General features: G+C 37.1%; 22 protein-coding genes, 1 other RNA gene and 1 riboswitch. Of the genes, 3 read left to right on the forward strand and 20 right to left on the reverse strand.

All coding sequences use genetic code 11. The annotated features are described in order from the left end of the window. Positions 1-280: 280 nt before the first annotated feature. Positions 281-1,909, reverse strand: coding sequence for a chaperonin GroEL (groL, locus tag FD46_RS08880; RefSeq protein WP_057896791.1), 1,629 nt, complete (start codon positions 1,907-1,909; stop codon positions 281-283). A 45-nt stretch (positions 1,910-1,954) separates the two neighbouring features. Continuing rightward, a complete protein-coding gene (groES, locus tag FD46_RS08885; RefSeq protein WP_057896792.1) occupies positions 1,955-2,239 on the reverse strand; it encodes a co-chaperone GroES in 285 nt (94 codons plus the stop codon). A 182-nt stretch (positions 2,240-2,421) separates the two neighbouring features. Between groES and FD46_RS08890 the strand changes: the two genes are divergently transcribed. Next, the gene (locus tag FD46_RS08890; protein ID WP_057896793.1) at positions 2,422-3,057 is read left to right on the forward strand and encodes a CPBP family intramembrane glutamic endopeptidase; all 636 of its coding nucleotides are present in this window, start codon (positions 2,422-2,424) and stop codon (positions 3,055-3,057) included. A gap of 119 nt (positions 3,058-3,176) precedes the next feature. Here FD46_RS08890 and FD46_RS08895 read toward each other — a convergent pair whose 3' ends face one another. Beyond that, a complete protein-coding gene (locus tag FD46_RS08895) occupies positions 3,177-3,830 on the reverse strand; it encodes a redox-sensing transcriptional repressor Rex (RefSeq protein ID WP_057896794.1) in 654 nt (217 codons plus the stop codon). Between the two features lie 233 nt (positions 3,831-4,063). On the opposite strand from FD46_RS08895, the gene FD46_RS08900 reads away from it, so the two are divergent. Then, positions 4,064-6,001, forward strand: a complete 1,938-nt coding sequence (locus FD46_RS08900; protein WP_057896795.1) for an ABC-F family ATP-binding cassette domain-containing protein — start codon at positions 4,064-4,066, stop codon at positions 5,999-6,001. Between the two features lie 116 nt (positions 6,002-6,117). Here the strand turns inward: FD46_RS08900 and tsaD are convergent, their stop codons facing one another. The 17 genes from tsaD to FD46_RS08980 all read right to left on the reverse strand — a co-directional run bounded on the left by tsaD (position 6,118) and on the right by FD46_RS08980 (position 17,931). Next, a complete protein-coding gene (tsaD, locus tag FD46_RS08905) occupies positions 6,118-7,158 on the reverse strand; it encodes a tRNA (adenosine(37)-N6)-threonylcarbamoyltransferase complex transferase subunit TsaD (protein ID WP_057896796.1) in 1,041 nt (346 codons plus the stop codon). After that, complete coding sequence (gene rimI / locus FD46_RS08910; protein WP_057896797.1) at positions 7,151-7,747, reverse strand: ribosomal protein S18-alanine N-acetyltransferase; 597 nt, start codon at positions 7,745-7,747, stop codon at positions 7,151-7,153. The genes tsaD and rimI overlap by 8 nt, the downstream gene beginning before the upstream one ends. Then, positions 7,722-8,447, reverse strand: a complete 726-nt coding sequence (tsaB, locus tag FD46_RS08915) for a tRNA (adenosine(37)-N6)-threonylcarbamoyltransferase complex dimerization subunit type 1 TsaB (protein WP_057896798.1) — start codon at positions 8,445-8,447, stop codon at positions 7,722-7,724. Before tsaB ends, rimI begins: the two co-directional genes overlap by 26 nt. A gap of 280 nt (positions 8,448-8,727) precedes the next feature. Next, positions 8,728-9,252 (reverse strand): folate family ECF transporter S component, encoded by a 525-nt coding sequence (locus FD46_RS08920; protein ID WP_057896799.1) that lies wholly within the window; start codon positions 9,250-9,252, stop codon positions 8,728-8,730. 35 nt (positions 9,253-9,287) lie between these two features. Next, a riboswitch (THF riboswitch) is annotated at positions 9,288-9,383 on the reverse strand. A 128-nt stretch (positions 9,384-9,511) separates the two neighbouring features. Further along, the gene (locus FD46_RS08925) at positions 9,512-10,261 is read right to left on the reverse strand and encodes an acyl-[acyl-carrier-protein] thioesterase (protein WP_057896800.1); all 750 of its coding nucleotides are present in this window, start codon (positions 10,259-10,261) and stop codon (positions 9,512-9,514) included. A 12-nt stretch (positions 10,262-10,273) separates the two neighbouring features. After that, positions 10,274-11,158: a 16S rRNA (cytidine(1402)-2'-O)-methyltransferase gene (gene rsmI / locus FD46_RS08930; protein WP_057896801.1), complete on the reverse strand. Its 885-nt coding sequence runs from the start codon at positions 11,156-11,158 to the stop codon at positions 10,274-10,276. Continuing rightward, positions 11,158-11,499 carry a DNA replication initiation control protein YabA gene (locus tag FD46_RS08935; protein ID WP_057896802.1) on the reverse strand — a complete coding sequence of 114 codons (342 nt, stop codon included), beginning with the start codon at positions 11,497-11,499 and terminating at the stop codon, positions 11,158-11,160. The genes rsmI and FD46_RS08935 overlap by 1 nt, the downstream gene beginning before the upstream one ends. A gap of 14 nt (positions 11,500-11,513) precedes the next feature. Continuing rightward, positions 11,514-12,509 carry a DNA polymerase III subunit delta' gene (gene holB, locus FD46_RS08940; protein WP_057896803.1) on the reverse strand — a complete coding sequence of 332 codons (996 nt, stop codon included), beginning with the start codon at positions 12,507-12,509 and terminating at the stop codon, positions 11,514-11,516. A 10-nt stretch (positions 12,510-12,519) separates the two neighbouring features. Continuing rightward, a complete protein-coding gene (locus tag FD46_RS08945) occupies positions 12,520-12,849 on the reverse strand; it encodes a cyclic-di-AMP receptor (protein ID WP_057896804.1) in 330 nt (109 codons plus the stop codon). A 26-nt stretch (positions 12,850-12,875) separates the two neighbouring features. Then, positions 12,876-13,514 (reverse strand): dTMP kinase, encoded by a 639-nt coding sequence (tmk, locus tag FD46_RS08950; protein ID WP_057896805.1) that lies wholly within the window; start codon positions 13,512-13,514, stop codon positions 12,876-12,878. A gap of 135 nt (positions 13,515-13,649) precedes the next feature. Next, positions 13,650-13,889 carry a YaaL family protein gene (locus FD46_RS08955; RefSeq protein ID WP_057896806.1) on the reverse strand — a complete coding sequence of 80 codons (240 nt, stop codon included), beginning with the start codon at positions 13,887-13,889 and terminating at the stop codon, positions 13,650-13,652. 23 nt (positions 13,890-13,912) lie between these two features. After that, positions 13,913-14,512, reverse strand: coding sequence for a recombination mediator RecR (recR, locus tag FD46_RS08960; protein WP_057896807.1), 600 nt, complete (start codon positions 14,510-14,512; stop codon positions 13,913-13,915). A 32-nt stretch (positions 14,513-14,544) separates the two neighbouring features. Beyond that, complete coding sequence (locus tag FD46_RS08965; RefSeq protein WP_420805349.1) at positions 14,545-14,862, reverse strand: YbaB/EbfC family nucleoid-associated protein; 318 nt, start codon at positions 14,860-14,862, stop codon at positions 14,545-14,547. A gap of 15 nt (positions 14,863-14,877) precedes the next feature. Next, on the reverse strand, positions 14,878-16,614 hold the full coding sequence (gene dnaX, locus FD46_RS08970; RefSeq protein WP_057896809.1) for a DNA polymerase III subunit gamma/tau: 1,737 nt from the start codon (positions 16,612-16,614) through the stop codon (positions 14,878-14,880). A 71-nt stretch (positions 16,615-16,685) separates the two neighbouring features. Continuing rightward, an RNA gene (gene ffs / locus FD46_RS10265) (signal recognition particle sRNA small type) lies at positions 16,686-16,772 on the reverse strand. A gap of 41 nt (positions 16,773-16,813) precedes the next feature. Further along, positions 16,814-17,305 (reverse strand): tRNA adenosine(34) deaminase TadA, encoded by a 492-nt coding sequence (gene tadA / locus FD46_RS08975; protein ID WP_057896810.1) that lies wholly within the window; start codon positions 17,303-17,305, stop codon positions 16,814-16,816. A gap of 14 nt (positions 17,306-17,319) precedes the next feature. Continuing rightward, a complete protein-coding gene (locus tag FD46_RS08980) occupies positions 17,320-17,931 on the reverse strand; it encodes a class I SAM-dependent methyltransferase (protein WP_057896811.1) in 612 nt (203 codons plus the stop codon). Between the two features lie 196 nt (positions 17,932-18,127). Here FD46_RS08980 and nrdH point away from each other — a divergent pair, with 196 nt between their 5' ends. Then, the gene (gene nrdH, locus FD46_RS08985) at positions 18,128-18,355 is read left to right on the forward strand and encodes a glutaredoxin-like protein NrdH (protein ID WP_057896812.1); all 228 of its coding nucleotides are present in this window, start codon (positions 18,128-18,130) and stop codon (positions 18,353-18,355) included. The last annotated feature ends 154 nt before the right edge of the window (positions 18,356-18,509 follow it).

The raw sequence follows: 18,509 nt of genomic DNA on the forward strand, positions 1-18,509 counted from the left end.
TTTTCTCCTTTGTGTGCTTATTCGTTAAAATAATACTTTCAAAAACAAATAAAGGATACAAGCTCAAACAATCTTTTGCAAGCTCGGTTCCTTATTAAAATAATTTATCACATTTTATTTGTAGTTGCACCCTTTTATTAAAGCCTCTTTGTAAAATAGACGTTTTTCTAAGTTAAAAAGTTCAATTATAAAAAGTAAGAAGGGCATCTTCCCACAATTGGAAAGATGCCCTTCTTACTTTTAAAAAAACTGGCATTTCCAGCCATTTTTTAGAAATTAATTACATCATGCCGCCCATGCCTGCACCTGGTGCAGGAGCCGCTGGTGCTTGTTTTTCAGGTTCTGGAATTTCAGCAACAACAGCTTCAGTTGTCAATAACAAAGCTGAAACACTAGCTGCATTTTGCAAAGCTGAACGAGTTACTTTAGTAGGATCAACAATTCCTGCTTCAACCATGTCAACCCACTCATCATTAGCTGCATTATAACCGGTACCCGGCTTTTGTGACTTTAACTTTTCAACAATTACTGAGCCTTCAAGCCCTGCATTTTCAGCAATTTGGCGTACAGGTTCTTCTAGTGCACGTTTAACAATATTAACACCTGTTTCCACGTCACCAGTTTCTTTGATAGCAGCAACTTTATTGATTACGTTTACCAAAGCAGTCCCACCGCCAGGAACAAAACCTTCTTCAACGGCTGCACGCGTAGCGTTCAAAGCATCTTCGATCCGATACTTGCGCTCTTTGAGTTCTGTTTCAGTTGCAGCACCTACTTTAATAACTGCAACTCCTCCAGCCAACTTAGCTAAACGCTCCTGCAGTTTTTCACGATCAAAGTCCGACGTTGTATCAGCAATTTGCTTCTTGATTGTGTTAACTCTTTCAGCAATTGCTTCTTTGTTGCCGGCTCCTTCAACAATTGTTGTCTTTTCTTTTGTAATCGTGATCTTTCCAGCAGAACCGAGCTGATCAATCTTTGTATCTTTTAACTGAAGTCCAAGGTCATCAGTAATAACAGTTGCACCTGTCAAAGTAGCGATATCTTGCAACATTTCTTTACGGCGATCACCAAATCCAGGCGCCTTAACAGCAACTACGTTAAAAGTACCACGAATTTTATTCAAAACAAGTGTCGGCAATGCTTCACCATCGACATCATCGGCAATGATCAGCAATGGACGTCCTTGTTCCACGATTGATTGCAAAAGATTTAAAACTTCTTGAATATTAGAAATCTTTTTATCTGTTACTAAGATGTATGGATTATCAAGGTCGGCTTCCATCTTATCATTATCTGTCACCATATACTGTGAAAGATAACCGCGATCAAATTGCATCCCTTCTACAACATCTAATGATGTATCAATACCCTTTGATTCTTCAATAGTGATAACACCGTCATTACCGACTTTTTCCATTGCATCAGCAATCAGTTTACCTGTTTCTTCGTTAGATGAAGAAATTGCGGCAACTTGGGCAATATCACTTTTAGATTCAACTTTGTGAGACATTTCATGCAACGCATCGACAGCTTTCTTTGTAGCTAATTCGATACCACGACGAATTCCTACTGGATTAGCTCCCGCAGTAACATTTTTCATTCCCTCAGTTACGATTGCCTGTGTTAGAACAGTTGCTGTCGTTGTTCCATCACCAGCAATATCATTTGTCTTTGATGCAACTTCGGAAACAAGTTTAGCACCCATATTTTCAAAATGATCTTTAAGTTCAATTGCCTTAGCAATCGTTACACCATCATTTGTAATTGTTGGTGAACCATAAGATTGTTCCAACACAACATTTCTTCCCTTTGGTCCCAATGTTGACTTAACAGTATTAGCTAATTGGTCAACACCAGCAAGCATTTTTGAACGTGCATCTTCTGAAAACTTAACTTCTTTTGCCATTAATTATTCACCTCATAATAGAATAGTTCGCAAGATAAAAGAACATTAGTCAACAATTGCAACAATATCTTTTTCATGGACAACCAAGTATGGTTTATCTTCATACTTAACTTCTGTGCCGGCATACTTATCAAACAAAACCGTTTCTCCAACTTTGACTGATAAAGTTGCTTTTTCACCATTGTCTAAGACACGGCCACTTCCAACCGCAACAATCTTGCCTGTTTGAGGTTTTTCTTTTGCATTATTTGCAATCACAATTCCTCCAACAGTTTGTTCTTCTTCTTTTTGAACTTCTAAAATAACTCGATCTCCTAAAGGCTTGAGCACTATATATCCCTCCAATATTGTTATGCTTTTAGCACTCTGTCTCTCTAAGTGCTAACCACATTTATTACTATAATCAATTTATAAATTAATTGCAAGCGTTTTGTCACTCTTGTATCCCAACTGCTAATAATGCGTTTTTTATGTTATACTTACTTTTGAAATTTTTTAATAGGAGATAATCAATGAAAGTAAAAGAAAATTCGCTCGGACTATTGTCTATTTATACCTTTGTGATGGTTATACCTGGAATTATTTTTTCGTTTTTCAAAAATAATACATTCTTATTTTACTCAACCGCCCTATTAGGATTTTTAGGAATAGTTGCGATGTTTATTCTGAATAATAAATTTGTTTATAAAAATCGTTTTGAAAATCAGAAGAAAAAGTCAGCCTTAACATGCTTCCTTTGGGGAATTGCGGGTACAGCAATAGTCCTTTTACTCCAGCGGCTTACTCTTTTTTTTGAAATATCTTTTCTGTTTCAAACACCCGATTCACAAAATACTGCTCAGGCATTAGCAATAATCAGAAATTACCCATTCTATCTAGTCTATCTTCTTATTGCTGCGCCTATTATGGAAGAATTCATCTTCCGCAAGGTTTTATTTGGTAACCTCAGTACATTTATCAACCCTTTAGGTGCCGCGTTAATAGCAAGCATGTTATTCAGCATTGCACATGCTGATGGGCATTTCTTGACCTATGCTGTAATTGGTTTAGCCTTTTGTTGTCTTTATGCAAAAACCGGTAGATTACTGACTTCAATGACTGCTCACATTTTAATGAACACAGTAATTATTATTCTTCAATTTGTGTAAACAAAACCAGGTACTATTATGCATTGCTGTGATTATCAAAGCTCATAAACCATTGATAATATCCCGCACAAAACAAATACCTGGACTTGTACATTCTCTATTCAGTGTATGTAACTAGTTTAATCGACTTCTGATTCGCCTTCTTGACCAAATTTATCAAGGAAGTAAATCAACGTTTGTAATTCATTAGTCAAGTCCACGTTTTGCACCCTGACTGAGTTAGGGACCGTAATCCTTAATGGAGTAAAATTCAGAATTCCCTTTATCCCAACTTCGACTAATTCATTAGTAACTTCCTGTGCTATATTTGAAGGCACCGTCAGAATTACAATCTCAATCTGTTGAACAGTCAGCTGTTCTTTCATATCGTCCATATGATAAATGGGTACACCGCTTTGGATAGTTCCTGTAATGTCTTCATTAATATCAAAGGCTGCACTGATACGAACATTATTGCTCTGGTGGAAATTGTAATTTAATAAAGCATGTCCAAGATTACCAACGCCGATCAAAGCTACATTGGTTAATTTATCCTGTTTCAAAGTCTTTTTAAAAAACGCTAACAGACTTTCCACATCATACCCATAACCGCGTTTGCCTAAAGCACCGAAGTAGGAAAAATCGCGGCGAATAGTTGCTGAATCAACTTTGACCGCGTCGGCCAATTCAGTAGAAGAAACCCGTTGTTTACCAGCATCAGATAAAAAGTGAAGATACCGGTAATAAATAGGCAATCTTTTTGCCGTTGCATGCGGTATTTTTGTTGTCGCCATGACGCTCCTCCTTTCGAAAATAATAAAACAATTTTACTAATTGTAGTATAGCATAAAACTTGTGAAATTATTTATTAGAGAATTTCACAAATAAAATAGATCATGCACTACTTTTTACCGTCACTATGCTACACTAAATTATGTTTTCATGCAATAAAGAAATGAGCTAAGCTGACAAGTGCTCAAAGCATTGTCGTTACTAATTAAAAAGCTAAAGAGGGAGGCTGTAGATTATGATTTTGTTACAAGTTCAAAAAGCTGCACGTTTTTTCGGAAGTGATGTCCTCTTTGAAAATGTTAATCTGGACATCCAGGAAAAATCGCGAATTGCATTAGTCGGCCATAATGGTGTGGGAAAATCAACACTTGTGAAAATAATTGTCGGCCAGCAATCTGCAGATCAAGGGCAAATTATTAAAAATAAAAAACTTACAATTGGGTACCTTGCTCAAGATACTGGACTAGAAACTGAAAATACGATTTATGAAGAAATGCTGACAGTTTTTAAGGATCTACAGCAAATGGAAAACACGATACACAAACTTGAACAAAAGATTGCTGCTGGCAATGAGAACAATACAGAATATCAAAATATTTTAAAAACATATGATCAGCTGCAACATGATTTTAAAGAAGCCAACGGTTATGGTTATGAATCTGAAATTCGCTCGGTTTTACACGGCTTTAACTTTTTCGAAAAAGATTATCAGCGCAAAGTAGCAACACTGTCAGGTGGGCAAAAAACAAGACTTGCATTAGCAAAACTGCTGCTTGAAAAAAAAGACTTACTGATTTTAGATGAGCCTACAAATCATCTGGACATTAAGACGCTTGGCTGGCTTGAAAACTACCTGCAGACATATTCTGGAGCACTTTTGCTCATTTCACATGACCGCTATTTTTTAGATAAAGTAGCTCGGGAAGTTTATGAATTAACTCCTAAGGGTGCAGAACATTATACAGGAAACTATTCATCCTACATTCAAAAAAAAGAAACACGTTATCAGCAAAAACTCAAGGAGTACGAAAAACAACAAGCTAAGATCGAAAAATTAGAGGATTTTGTAGCACGTAATATTGTGCGCGCTTCAACAACAAAACGTGCGCAAAGCCGGCGAAAGCAGCTTGAAAAAATGCAACGGCTCGAAAAACCTGATACTGCTGTGTCAGGCCCTCACTTTCAATTTACGGCAAAAAAACAAAGTGGCAACCTCGTGTTAAAAGTTGCTGAAGCCTATATAGGATATGATAACTACCCTATCTCAGGGCCTATCAATATCGAACTGAAAAAACACCAGATAATGGCAATTATCGGCCCTAATGGAATCGGAAAGTCGACTCTGCTTAAAAGCGTCCTAGGCAAAGTACCACTGCTCAGGGGCAATGTTCGTTTTGGTACAAATGTTGAAGTCGGTTATTACGATCAGGAATTAAAAAATCTGCATGCAAATAAAACTGTCTTGCAAGAACTTTGGGATGAACATCCAACAACATCTGAAGGCGATATTCGTTCAATTTTAGGCAGCTTTCTTTTTTCTGGCGATGATGTAAAAAAACTTGTTCATAATCTGTCAGGTGGAGAAAAGGCAAGGTTATTGCTAACAAAGTTAGCTTTTGACCATGACAATTTCTTGATTTTTGATGAGCCAACTAATCATTTAGATATCAACAGTAAGGAAGTCTTGGAAACAGCCCTGCAAAACTTTGATGGCACTGTACTCTTTATCTCACATGACCGTTATTTTATTAATAAATTAGCCGGCACTGTTCTTGAATTATCATCTAAGGGCAGTCGATTATATCTAGGGGATTATGATTATTATTTGGATAAAAAAGAAGAAGAAAGAGCCATTAAAGAAGCACAAGCAGAGAAAAAACCTGTTTTTAATACTGAATTGAAAAAACCGCTTCAGGGTAATTACTTTGAAAATAAGGAACTGCAAAAGAAAAAGCGCAAACTCCTACGTGAAATTTCTTCTTTAGAACAACAAATCGAAGAACTTGATCTTAAAACAAATAAGCTACAACAACTGATGACTTTACCAGAAAATTACAAAGATCCTGCTAAGATCAAGAAACTGCAAGAGAAGCTGAAAAAAGCAGAAGCTTCCAAAAATCAGCTTGAAGAACAATGGGAAGAAAAAAGCTTTGCAAGTGAAGACTTAACATAAAAAAATTCGAATTACCGAACTTTATTGAAATTAAGCTTGCATCCAAATAAAAATGACGTGCCATATAAACTTTGGATCTGATGTCCAAGATTTATACAGCACGTCATTTTTATCTTTTATTTTACTGCCCCTTTAACCCATGGAAACTCAAGACTGGGCTCTGCGTTAAGGTCAAGTCCAGCTGAAACATCATTCTTCCAAGCAACATAACCTGCAGCACCGATCATTGCTGCATTATCACCGCAAAGAAACAATGGGGCTTTAATTAATTGAACCTCATTGAAATGTGTCAGCTCATTTTCTAGTGCTCGCCGTAGCCCTTGGTTTGCGGCGACACCTCCTGCTAAAATAAGTTGCTTGACCGGAAAAGCATGCAAAGCTCTCACAGTCTTAGTAACTAAAACATCTACCACACTTTGTTGAAAACTAGCAGCCAAGTCACACTTTTCAAGCTTTTGGCCTACTTGCTGCGCATGATGTACTGTATTAATAAATGCACTTTTTAAACCGCTAAAACTGAAGTCATAATTATCTTCTTGCAACATTGCCCGTGGAAAATCAAAAGAATCCCTTCCTTTGTGCGCCAACTCGTCAATCTCTTTTCCAGCAGGATAAGTCAAACCTAAAACTCTCCCAACCTTGTCAAAAGCTTCTCCTGCCGCGTCATCACGAGTTTCACCTACTATCTCATACCGATTTGGTTCAGGTAAATAAACCAGCTCGGTATGTCCACCTGAAACTAAAAGCGCAAGTGCTGGAAATTCAAGTGGGGCAACAAAACGAGCTGCATATATATGACCTGCCATATGGTTAACAGGTATTAAGGGTAAGTCATGAGCAAAAGCCACAGCTTTAGCTGCAGCAACACCCACTAGAAGTGCTCCAACCAGCCCTGGCCCATATGTTACTGCAACAGCATCAAGATCACTATAGGTAACCGCCGCTTCAGAAAGAGCATCCTGCAGACATAAGGTGATCTGCTCTATATGGTGTCTGCTCGCAACTTCAGGAACAACACCGCCGAAACGTTTATGACTATTGATCTGGGTTGCAATGACATTTGAAAGAATCTGCTCACCATTTTCAACAACTGCGACACTTGTTTCATCGCAGCTTGTTTCAAAGGCCAATATTAGTTCTTTTTTATCACTATTCATTTTTTCTATTTTCCCTTTTCACTTTTTTAATTATATACTTCATATTCACAGCATCCTCGTGATTTGAATGATAATAGTTTTTCGTAAGCCCATTATTTTTAAATCCAAGAGAACTATAAAGCTTTTGCGCACGTACATTATTAAAACGTACTTCCAAACTCATAGTCTTAAAAGACAATCTTTCAGCGTATCTCATCAATTTCTTTAGTAAAAAGCTTCCTATTCCTTGGCTTTGAAAGGAAGGCAGTACCACTATATTCGTAATATGAACATCTCTTTTTATAATCGAAAAAGTTCCTCCAATAAACGCAATCAATTGATCATTGTGGCGCAAAATTAAGTAAAGCTTTTCCTTACGGTTCTGCAGTTCAGATTCAAAAACAGCAGGATCCCAAGAATTATCTTGCGGATATACCAAACGCTGTAGTTTAAACATTTCAGGAATATCTGGAACTAGCGCTCTACATAATAGATATTCATGTTTGCCGATCGTAACCTGTCCATTTTCAAAATGTAAATTCTCCCGCTTATTTTTTTTAAAATGGACCTTATCCAGCACATCTTTAAATTTTTTCAACAAGTGGTTCATCAAAGCTGCTCCCATTATTTTTCTTCTTCCATTGAACTTCCGCTTGAGTTAAACGCAAATAATTTGGAACAAAATTTTGGATTTCTACGGGACATTTTCGTAAAGCCAACAATCCGATAACATAAGCTTGCGGATAATTTAATTCTGATGAGGCAAAGATGACATTTTGCTTCATTAACATATCAGAAATCTTTGCATTAAACTTTTTGGTATCTTTACCAACAAAAATAACTTGCTGATACTTCTTTAACTCTGCACAAAGTTCATTTAATGCAACATGCTGGTCAGATTGCAGAGTTATTAATTTCCCATCTTTTTCTTGATAAATTCCAGCAAAGACGTTTTCCCGGCGAGCATCAAAAAGCGGTACAATTACAACACCTTCACAGTGTACCGCTTTAGCCAATACTGCCAGACTCGATACACCTACTAGCTCTTTATCGAGAGTAAAGGCCAATGTCTTAGCAGTTGTAACACCTATCCGAAGACCTGTGTAAGAACCTGGTCCTTGTGCAACAGCAATTCGATCAATGTCAACAGGTTTAAGCCCAACACGCGCCATCAAAGAAGCGATTTGCGGCATTAACGTTGCACTATGATTTTTAGAATAATTAGTAGTTGTAGTTGCCAATAGTCTTTCATCTTCAAGTAATGCAATACTTAAAGGTTGATTCGAAGTATCAATGGCCAATATTTTCATTTCTTAAATTCCGCTCCAATTCTTAGTTAAATTCCAATAATAATACTATCACACTTAGAAAAGAAATTCCCCTGATTATCTTTTTAGGTATTTCAAGCTTTTTTATGCAGCAATTAAAAAGCAAAAAAAGAAGGCCTGTAAAAATTTCTAAGCCTTCATTTTATCACTATTTAAAAAAATACCAGAAACGAAAATTTGACACTTTAAATATTATGCTTTATGCTAACAAATATTTTTTTAGTCTGACTTTGTCTCATCTATACGCATATACGCAGATTTTTCAAATTCTGTTTTTCAGGCTTCGCAATGTTTTATTATTTCCTACAAAGTAAAGTAATAAAATTTGTACAGGAATCATAAGCAGCTCTTTCACTATTCGTGTTGGGAAAAGCGCCCAAAAAGACGCATGATAAAGTTCCATAAGCCAGAAAGTATTAAGCAACGCGTCAACTAAAAGGACATTAATTAAAACTGCAGCTATAATACGCCATAACTGAACTTCTTTGCGATAAAAGAAGAGTCCATACACAAAGGCCCCGATAAAAGCAGAAATGGTAAAGCCAAAAAAGTATCCGCCAATTCCACCAAAAATTAAGGTTCCAACAATGTCTGCGCATCCTGCGGCTATTCCTGCAAGTAACGGTCCGAACCAAAGAGCCATAAAAAAGACGATCACAAAGGTAAAGCTCACTCTAAGCGACCAGATTCCAAAAGACAAAAATTTGGCAACCACAATGTTTAGCGCCACCAAAAAACCAAGCAACGCAACATTTCGCGTTGTCAATCTTGCAACAAAACTGTTCATAAAGACATCTCCTCTTTGGAGTTGCCACAAAAAGTTGCGGCGAATGCGGAAATAAGATCGCAGGTTTTATCTTTCGTCTGGAAGACACATTCCGTCCTTCCAGCACTTAACGCCTTATTTCCTACCCCGAATTTGCATGAATACATGCTTTGTTATTATAGCACACTTTTTAGAAAACAAAGCTGTTCATTATTCTGGTTTTTTAAAACTAAAAATGTATTGCCTAAAAATAAAAGCAGTTTTTTACAGCTGCTTACACCTAAAAATTATTTTTTTCCCAAAGGCAATGAGCACGGCAACTCTCTCCACTTGCAGTTTTAATTACGTGAAATGTCTCAAGTTTTTTATCGTCAATTTCTGTATTGCTTTCCACCGTTTCACCATAGTGAATTTCTTGTTTATATTTAATATTCATCCGGCGTAGTTGATGTTGTAACAAGAACCCTTCGCTGAGTCCATCAATCATCCAATCAAAGTAGTGTACATTATTAACATGCTGATTAGAATCAATATCCATAAAACGTACCCGGTAATGCTTAGCTGGAAGCCGCCTTGCTGTTGTTAATTTTTTAGGATTCGGTGTTCTTTCAACTTTAGTTGAATATTCACAATCATACGGCTCAATCAAATTTTTCAAGACACGTGCTATCTTTCTTTTTTTTTGATCCATTAAAACAAAAACACTGTGCATCTGAACTATTTTTTTCTCTTGCTCGTCTTCAATCCAAAAATCTCGGTAACAAAAATAGCGATTATAGGAATCTGCTTTAGTAAAAACCCGTATCTTTTCCTCATACTTCGGCATTCTCTGAATATCAATAATATGCTGTGTAATTACCCAGCCATATCCAAGCGCATTAACTTTTTCTTCAGTTAAACCCAGCGCAATACTTTGATCCTGCGAAGCCAGCATTAAAATATTAACCAGCATTCCAACTGTGGTTTTTCTAGTACGGTCTGTTTCATAGAATAGAACCTGATGTTTTTCGCTGAATATCCTCTCAGCCACTTTTTTGACCTCCTACTTTGAATCAATATGATGAAAACTATTATAAACATTTTGTCTCTTTAAGTTATTTTTTTTCGCTACCGCTTTAATTGCCTCGTTAGTTTTGAACCCCTCATTATTAATCAGCTGTTCCACCTGTTCATTTACAGGTACGACCCTTTCCAATGATTGGGGGGTATAAGTTTCGCTTGCACCTTCAATAATTATACAAAATTCTCCTCTGATTTGCTCCGTTTCACTCCAGTTAAGCGCTTGTACTAAAGTTCCGCGTAAAAATTCTTCATATCTCTTAGTAAGTTCGCGGCATAGAGCAACTCTTCTTTTTTCTCCCAAGCTTGAGACTAAGGCTTTAAGCGTTTTTTTTAATCTATGAGGAGCTTCATACAAGATCAATGTTTCTTTTTTGTGCCCTAAATCTGCTAACTGTTCATTTTTTTCTTTTTTCTTGCGTGAAAGAAACCCAACAAATAAAAAAGGCTGCGGAGCAATTCCTGAAGCAATCAAGGCTGTTATGCCTGCATTAGCACCCGGTAATGGAATAACCGGAATTTTATTCTTGATACTAGCCACAACGAGTTCATGCCCTGGATCGCTGATTGATGGCATTCCCGCATCACTAACTTGAGCTATCTTTTGTCCCGCGCTTAGTTTGCGAAGCAATAGTGGGATCCGTTCTTGCGTATTATGCTCATGAAAACTGATTTGAGGTGTTTTAATTTCAAAATGATTAAGCAGCTTTTGCGTGTTTCGTGTATCCTCAGCAGCAATCAAATCTACATCCTGCAAGACCTTAATAGCACGAATAGTCATATCTTCCAAATTTCCAATTGGTGTTGGAACAAGGTAAAGAGCTCCCTTGGCTTCTTGTTGGAAACTACTTGTTTTTTCAAAAGGCATTAGCGTCTCTCCCCATAAATAACGTCTTGGCAAAACACACAAGGTTCATCATTAATCCTGCGTGTTCCATACATATTATCTACGTTGCACACATGAAATCCTTCCTCATAAAGCATTTCCAAATTTTTTTTTGACTTTGAAAGCTCTGCCTGGCCATTACTTTGTTTTTCTTGTTCTAACTCTTGAAGGTGTGCACGCAGATGCTGATTTTCAGTTTCGAGTTCTGCATTACGCTCAATAACTCTCGTCATTTCTACTTTTATTGCTTCAATTCTCTCAAGCATTTTCTGGGTTTCCGCCCCCATCTGAGCAAACCCGTCATATAATTCTCGCTTATTCAAAAAATCACCTTCATCTATCCGTGATAACATCGACAAAGTTTAAGTGTCAATGCTTCAATAGTATTTTGAAATGAGATATTGATCTGTAGAAGATGTAATGATTCCAAAAAAAGTTCTGTACCTGCAGAAACCTTGTCTATTGAAAGTTTATCAAGTTGTTCTTTAAGCTGAGACTGATATTTTTTAAAAGCACTTTGGTCTTCTCCTCCACTGCGCAATTCTAAGGAATTCTTCCCTAAAAGTAACAGCAGGTCAAAAACTATTTTTTCATCTTCTTTGTTCGAAATATATGTTAATAATTTCGTTTGAACTTCTACAAAACAAAGCCAGTCATTCTGTAATATATGTAAGTACCATTGACAAACATTTACACTAAGTTTCTCAAAGTCATTATTTTCAGCCAGCTTTCTAGCCAGAGTGGGACTATCAGTCAATCTACTCAATAAAACAGCCTTTTCCTCAGGTATTCCTTCTTTTTCAAGTAAAAACAACAACTGCTTATCACTTAAAGGACGAAGTTCAAAAAGCTGGCAGCGTGAGATAATTGTAGGTAGTAAGGAATTAGGCTTTTCAGTTAATAAGAAGGCAATAACCTGCCCGCTAGGTTCTTCTAAAAACTTAAGCAGACTATTAGCAGCACTACTTGTCATCTTTTCAGCATTTTCAATTATAAAAACCTTGCGGTTACTTTCAACACCGCTTTTACTGAATTCATCTTTTAAAAACCGGATTTGGTCAACTTTGATAGAGAGGCCTTCTGGAGCAACATGAACTACATCTGGCTGATTACCGGATGCAATACGAATACATTCTGCGCACTTTTGGCATGGATGACCAGCAACACAATTTTCACAATAGATCCCCTGTGCAATCCAAGTAGCTAATTCTTTTTTCCCAGAACCCTCTGGACCAGCAAAAATATACGCGTGTGCCAATTTTTGACTATTGATCATCTTTGCAAAGTAGTCATTAAGTTGAGGCTGCAGCCCTTTTTCAGTAATAGAATTCATTTATCTTGTCCTAGAATTGTTGAAACGAATCAATTGGTAAAACAAAAACTGTTGCCCCGCCGACTTGAACTTCTACAGGATAAGCTGCTGAAGAATCCATGGAGGCATCCAAATTAATCGGAGGTGTCATAAACTGTTTTCTTGTTCGTGACGTTTCCTTGATCAATTCAAGCACTTCTTCAACACGATCATTTTCTATCCCGATCATAAAAGTTGTGTTCCCAGATTTCAAAAACCCACCTGTTGTCGAAAGCTTCGTTGCGCGAATATTCTCTTCTATAAATTGATTGCTGAGACGATTACTATCTTTATCCTGCACAATTGCAATGATCATTTTCATAGTGTTTCCCTCCATTTTTTAAAAAGTTACTCAATAAAATTAGGTAGTGCCAACTTCAATTGTTTTAGAGCTTCATCCACCACAGTATGAAAAGGCTGACTTGCATCAATTGTAATTATTCGTTTTTCTTTTTTAGCAAGCCGCAGATATGCTTCGTGTACCGTTTTATGAAACGTTAATGATTCTTGATCTAACCGATTCACTTCATTACTACGAAAATTTACTATTCGCTTCAGACCAATTTCTGGCGGAACGTCAAAATAAAGGGTAAGGTCGGGAAGCAGATTCTCAGTTGCAAAAGCATTCATCCGTGCTACAGCATCTTCACCCAGCCTACGACCTGCTCCTTGATAAACAATTGAACTATCCACATAACGATCACAGAAAACAAGTCTACCCGACTCAAGTGCAGGAATAACTGTTTCAACAAGATGCTGTCTACGTGACGCAGCGTAAAGCAACGCTTCAGTTCGAGCATCCATTTCATTCAGTTCCTTATCTAAAATTATATTCCTGATCTTTTCTGCTATCCGATTACCACCGGGTTCACGAGTTAAAAGATAATTGTCAAAATGCCGTTGAACAAAACCAGCAGTTATCTCCCTTAAAACACTTGTTTTCCCTGATCCATCCGGACCCTCAAAAGTTACAAACTTTCCCCTCACTTAAATAACCTCTTTCACCTGATACTCTTTCATTTTACTTTACTAATGTTCTAGTGTCTAATAATAAAAAAGGAGACAGATCAAAATATTGCTTGCTCTGATCGGTCCCACGAGTAATTATGCTATCTGTTATAATTAGTGCTCAATTATTGAAGACTGCAAGTGCCCCTTAACTTTCCTTTTGCGGGCTTCCATATATAAAAGAGTGTATTTTGCCTCAGCCAGATTCGTTTGCGCATTCAACTCACTGTCTTCTTCTCGAACAGCCGCTTGTGTTTGTTTCGCTTGTTCCCATTCGGAAGCCGCCAAATCAACCGCATTTAAAAGCTTTTCATCGAAAACTTCTTTAAGATTTTTCTTTTTTTTACCGAACATTTGCCCGCTCTTCTTTCTTTGACTTAAATCTCCTGACGTCCTTCAATCGCCTTGAAAAGTGTCATTTCGTCAGCATATTCGATATCACTTCCGACCGCGAGACCATGTGCAAGACGAGTTACCTTAATATCAGCAGGTCTGATTAACCGTGAAATGTACATCGCAGTAGCTTCACCCTCAGGAGTAGCATTAGTTGCAATAATAACTTCACTGACTGCTGAATTATGCTGCAAGCGTCGTAAAAGACTGGCAATATTGATATCTTCTGGCCCTTTCCCTTCCATTGGCGACAATACACCATGAAGAACATGGTAAAGACCGTGATATTCCCGCATCCGTTCTAGTGACATAACATCTTTAGGCTGTTCAACCACTATTATTTTTGACTGATCGCGGCCTTTATCTGCACAAATTATGCAGGGATCATTTTCAGTAATATTGCCGCAGACACTGCAGTAACGAAGGTCTCTTTTTGCTGCTAAAAGAGACTGGGAAAAATTTTTGACATCTTCTTCTTCCATGTCAATTGTAAAAAAAGCCAGTCGAGTCGCCGACTTCTCCCCGATCCCCGGTAATTTCATATAACTATCGATTAACTTGGCAATTGGTTCTGGATACTGCATAAAGACATCCCTCTCAAGTTATAAACTAAGTTTTAAAAGCCAGGAATATTTTGAGTATACTTTCCCATTTTTCTTTGTGTTTCATTATTTATCTGATCCATTGCATCATTAACTGCCATAATCACGAGGTCTTGGAGCATGTCAACATCATCCGGATCAACAGCTTCAGGCTTAATTTGAATATGCGTCATTTTCTTTTTTCCAGTAAATTTAACTACGACAGCTTCATCAGCAGCTTTACCGGTAAATTCTTCTTTTTCCAGCTCTTCTTGATCCTTCTTCATATTCTTTTGCATTTTTTGCATCTGTTTCATCATACCCTGCATATTTCCCATTCCACGCATCATAATTACAAGTACTCCTTTTTAGTCTTCTTTAACATCCACGATTTCAGTTACATTTTTGCCGAAGATATCAACAGCCTTTTTAACAAGCGGTTCACTTGGCTTTTTTTCAACCTTTTTTTTACTTTGTTCATTTTCTTTTTCAAGTTCATTTCCATGTTCTTGTAAAAACTGTTTTCTAACTTCTGGCCACTGATTCTGAGGTAAAAAAACAAAGTCATAGCGAATTTTCGTAAGCTTTTCTAAATCGGCCACAAGATCTTCTTTAAGTTCATCATTTCCGCTTGCTTTTTCACAAAGAAAGTCATAGCGGAAACTTATAATCACACCCTTAGAACTAGCTGCTACCGGTTCACTGACATTCATGATCGCTCTTTGTGTAATCGACAGCATACTCATTAGATCAGTCCACACATCTTTTAATTGTATCAAATTTTCTCGAGTTGCAGCAGTTAAAATTGGATAGATTTTTTTCAAATTAATAACTTCAGTCTGCTTGGTATGACCAATATTACCTGTTTTTTTGTGCTTATTTTGCTGCTGTAGTACATTATTTTCCAGATTTCCCTGCTGTAATTTTTTGACAAGCTGTTGCAGCTCTTTCATTTGCTTTTTCAGTACAGTCAGCTGTTTCGGTTCAGCATATTGAACAGCATTTTTTCTAGAAAATTCACTCTTTAAATGCGTCAATTTAACGGTCATAACTTCTAAACAAATATCAGTATGGCTCGTCAGATGCATATTACGCTGTTCCTGATCTAAAACATCAATTGCCGCATAAAGTTCTTCTGGTATAAGTTTTTTTGATAGGCTTTTAATGCCTTCATTTACTTTTCCCAAACTTTCTTTCTCCAATATTTCCGGAGCAGTTTGGAACATCAGCAGATCGCGACAATATTTTACTGTAGCTTCCACCAACCTATTACCGTCTGTTCCTTCTTCTAAAAGGAGATGCAGTTCAGCTAAAGCTTTGGCTGTTTGTTGTGAAAAAACAAGCTGTAAATAACTGTAAAGCTTTTCTTGGGTAATGCTTCCTGTCACTAATAATGCATTCTTTAAAGTAGCTGTATCATCCCCAAACGATAACACCTGATCCAAAATACTAAGTGCATCACGCATACCGCCTTCAGCAGATTTAGCAATAACTTGCAAAGCCCCTTCTTCATAACTGAGTTTCTTTTGTTCCAGAATATATTTCATTCTTTCAAAGAGATCATGATTGCTTATTCTGTGAAAATCAAAACGCTGAGTGCGTGAAATAATAGTTGCAGGTATTTTGTGAGGTTCTGTAGTTGCTAAGATAAAAACTACGTTGGCAGGAGGCTCTTCAAGCGTCTTTAATAACGCATTAAAGGCCCCTGTAGAAAGCATGTGGACTTCATCAATGATATAAACTTTGTAATCTGCAACTGTTGGTGCATACTTGACTTTATCTCGTATTTCCCGAATTTCATCAACACTATTATTAGAAGCCGCATCAATTTCAATCACGTCATTTAAACGTCCCGAAGTAATTGAACGGCAAATATCGCATTGATTGCAAGGCTCGCCATCTTTTTGAAAATGGCAGTTAACAGCTTTAGCAAAAATTTTGGCTGCTGAGGTTTTTCCAGTTCCGCGCGGTCCAGTGAAAAGATATGCATGACTTGTTTGTCCAGTTACAATTGCATTCTGCAACGTCTGCGTAATCATTTGCTGGCCTACCAGGTCTGCAAAGCGCTGTGGGCGCCATACCCGATAGAGAGCTTGATATCCCATCTTGACACTCCTTTTTTCCCCTCATTTTAAAAAAAGCTCTCGACCACAACGATCGAGAGGTAACTTGTCATATTAACTTGAGACACATGCCATACCAAGTTTAGTGCTGCTTCCTTCCGGACCTGACACAGTTCACAAGGACGACATTGTCTCAAGGCCTTGCGGCACTTTCTATAATACATGAAATTACATAAAAATGCTAGTCTCTGTGCCTGGATTTTTTTCTTTTTCTGCGAACCTGTTTAAAAAATTTTTTCAATATCGCCGCACATTCTTCCACTAGTAATCCCTGCTCCACTACAGCTTGATGGTTAAAACGGCTGTCCTCCAACAAATTCATTAAAGAACCTGCTGTGCCTGCTTTAGGATCCATTGCACCAAAATACACTTTTTTAATTCTTGCATTGATAATTGCTCCACTGCACATAGGACAAGGCTCCAAGGTAACAAAGAGCTCAGTATCCGGTAAACGCCAACTTTTTAGAGCTGCATTGGCTTCTTGCAATGCAAGCATTTCAGCGTGCATCGTTGCATCATGACTATGTTCTCGCAAGTTATGGCCACGTCCGATTATTTGACCCTTTGAGACAATTACACAACCAATCGGTACTTCACCGATCACAGCAGCTTTTTTTGCTTCGTAAAGAGCCTCACGCATAAAATATTCCTTTTGCTGCTTATCCAATTGCATTGAAGCCCTCCTTCCTAAGGATTAATTTTAGTGCTTTCAAGTACAAAATACCCCTTGTTTCTTCCCACTACTCGGTTGTTACCATAAATTTCTTCCATCTTTTTTCTTGCAGAAGGTGCTCCCTGTTTTTTTTGAATCACTATAATAAGCTTTCCACCTGGCATTAAGTGAGCAAAAGCATCGGATAACACTTCATGTACAACTCTTTTTCCGGCTCTAATCGGCGGATTGGAAAGTATGAGCGCATAATTTTTTTCAGCAACATTACTATACAAATTTGATTCCCAAATTTTTACATTACTGACTTTATTTAGTAAAGCATTTTTTTGAGCCAATTCCAAAGCGAGCTCATTAACATCCACCATATCAACTTTTTTTTGAGGAAATTTTTTTGCTATTGCCAGGCCAAGCGGTCCGTATCCACAGCCAACATCCAAGACAGGTCCTTGTAAAAGATCTGAAAATGGGATATTCTCCAACAACACCCGCGAACCAAAATCTACGGTTTTTTTTGAAAAAACTCCATTATCTGTAATAAAAAATAGCTGTTTGCCTAAAAGTTCAAAATTCCAATTTTTCTCTTGATGTTTTACTTCTGGGTTTTTTGAATAATAATAATTTACCATCTTTTTTACCTCATATCATAATTTAGATCTGCTAAACGGCTTAAACCTAGTTCCCCTTACTTTCAAGGTTTTTCAAAAATTACTACATATCGTATATCGTCAAAAGAAGCAAATACCATATATGGTGTTTGCTTCTTGATTAATTCGTAAAATGATGTATACTAAGCATACAACATATCAATGCGAGGTGCCAACTATGAGATTATCAATTTACACAAAAAATAATTGTATTCAATGCAAAATGACAAAAAAATTCTTAACGGAACATCATATTTCTTTTGAGGAGCATAATATCAGCAGTGAACCTGAATATATCACTTACCTCAAGAAAAAGGGGTTTCGGTCCGTTCCTGTAATCGAGAAAAACGATGCTCCAATTATTAACGGATTTCGCCCAGATCTGTTGAAAAGTTTAGTTGTATAACATTACAAGTAAAAACCGATTAAAAATTTATTGCTTGATTGTCGGTTTTTATAAAAAGATTTATACTATGATTTGCTCAGCGTGGTTGACGGCGACATTCAAAACTCGTTGAGCTCTTTTTATTTTTAACGTAAAATTCATCAGGGTACTAAAA

It is taken from the genome of Liquorilactobacillus oeni DSM 19972 (assembly GCF_001436275.1).
GTDB lineage: Bacteria > Bacillota > Bacilli > Lactobacillales > Lactobacillaceae > Liquorilactobacillus > Liquorilactobacillus oeni.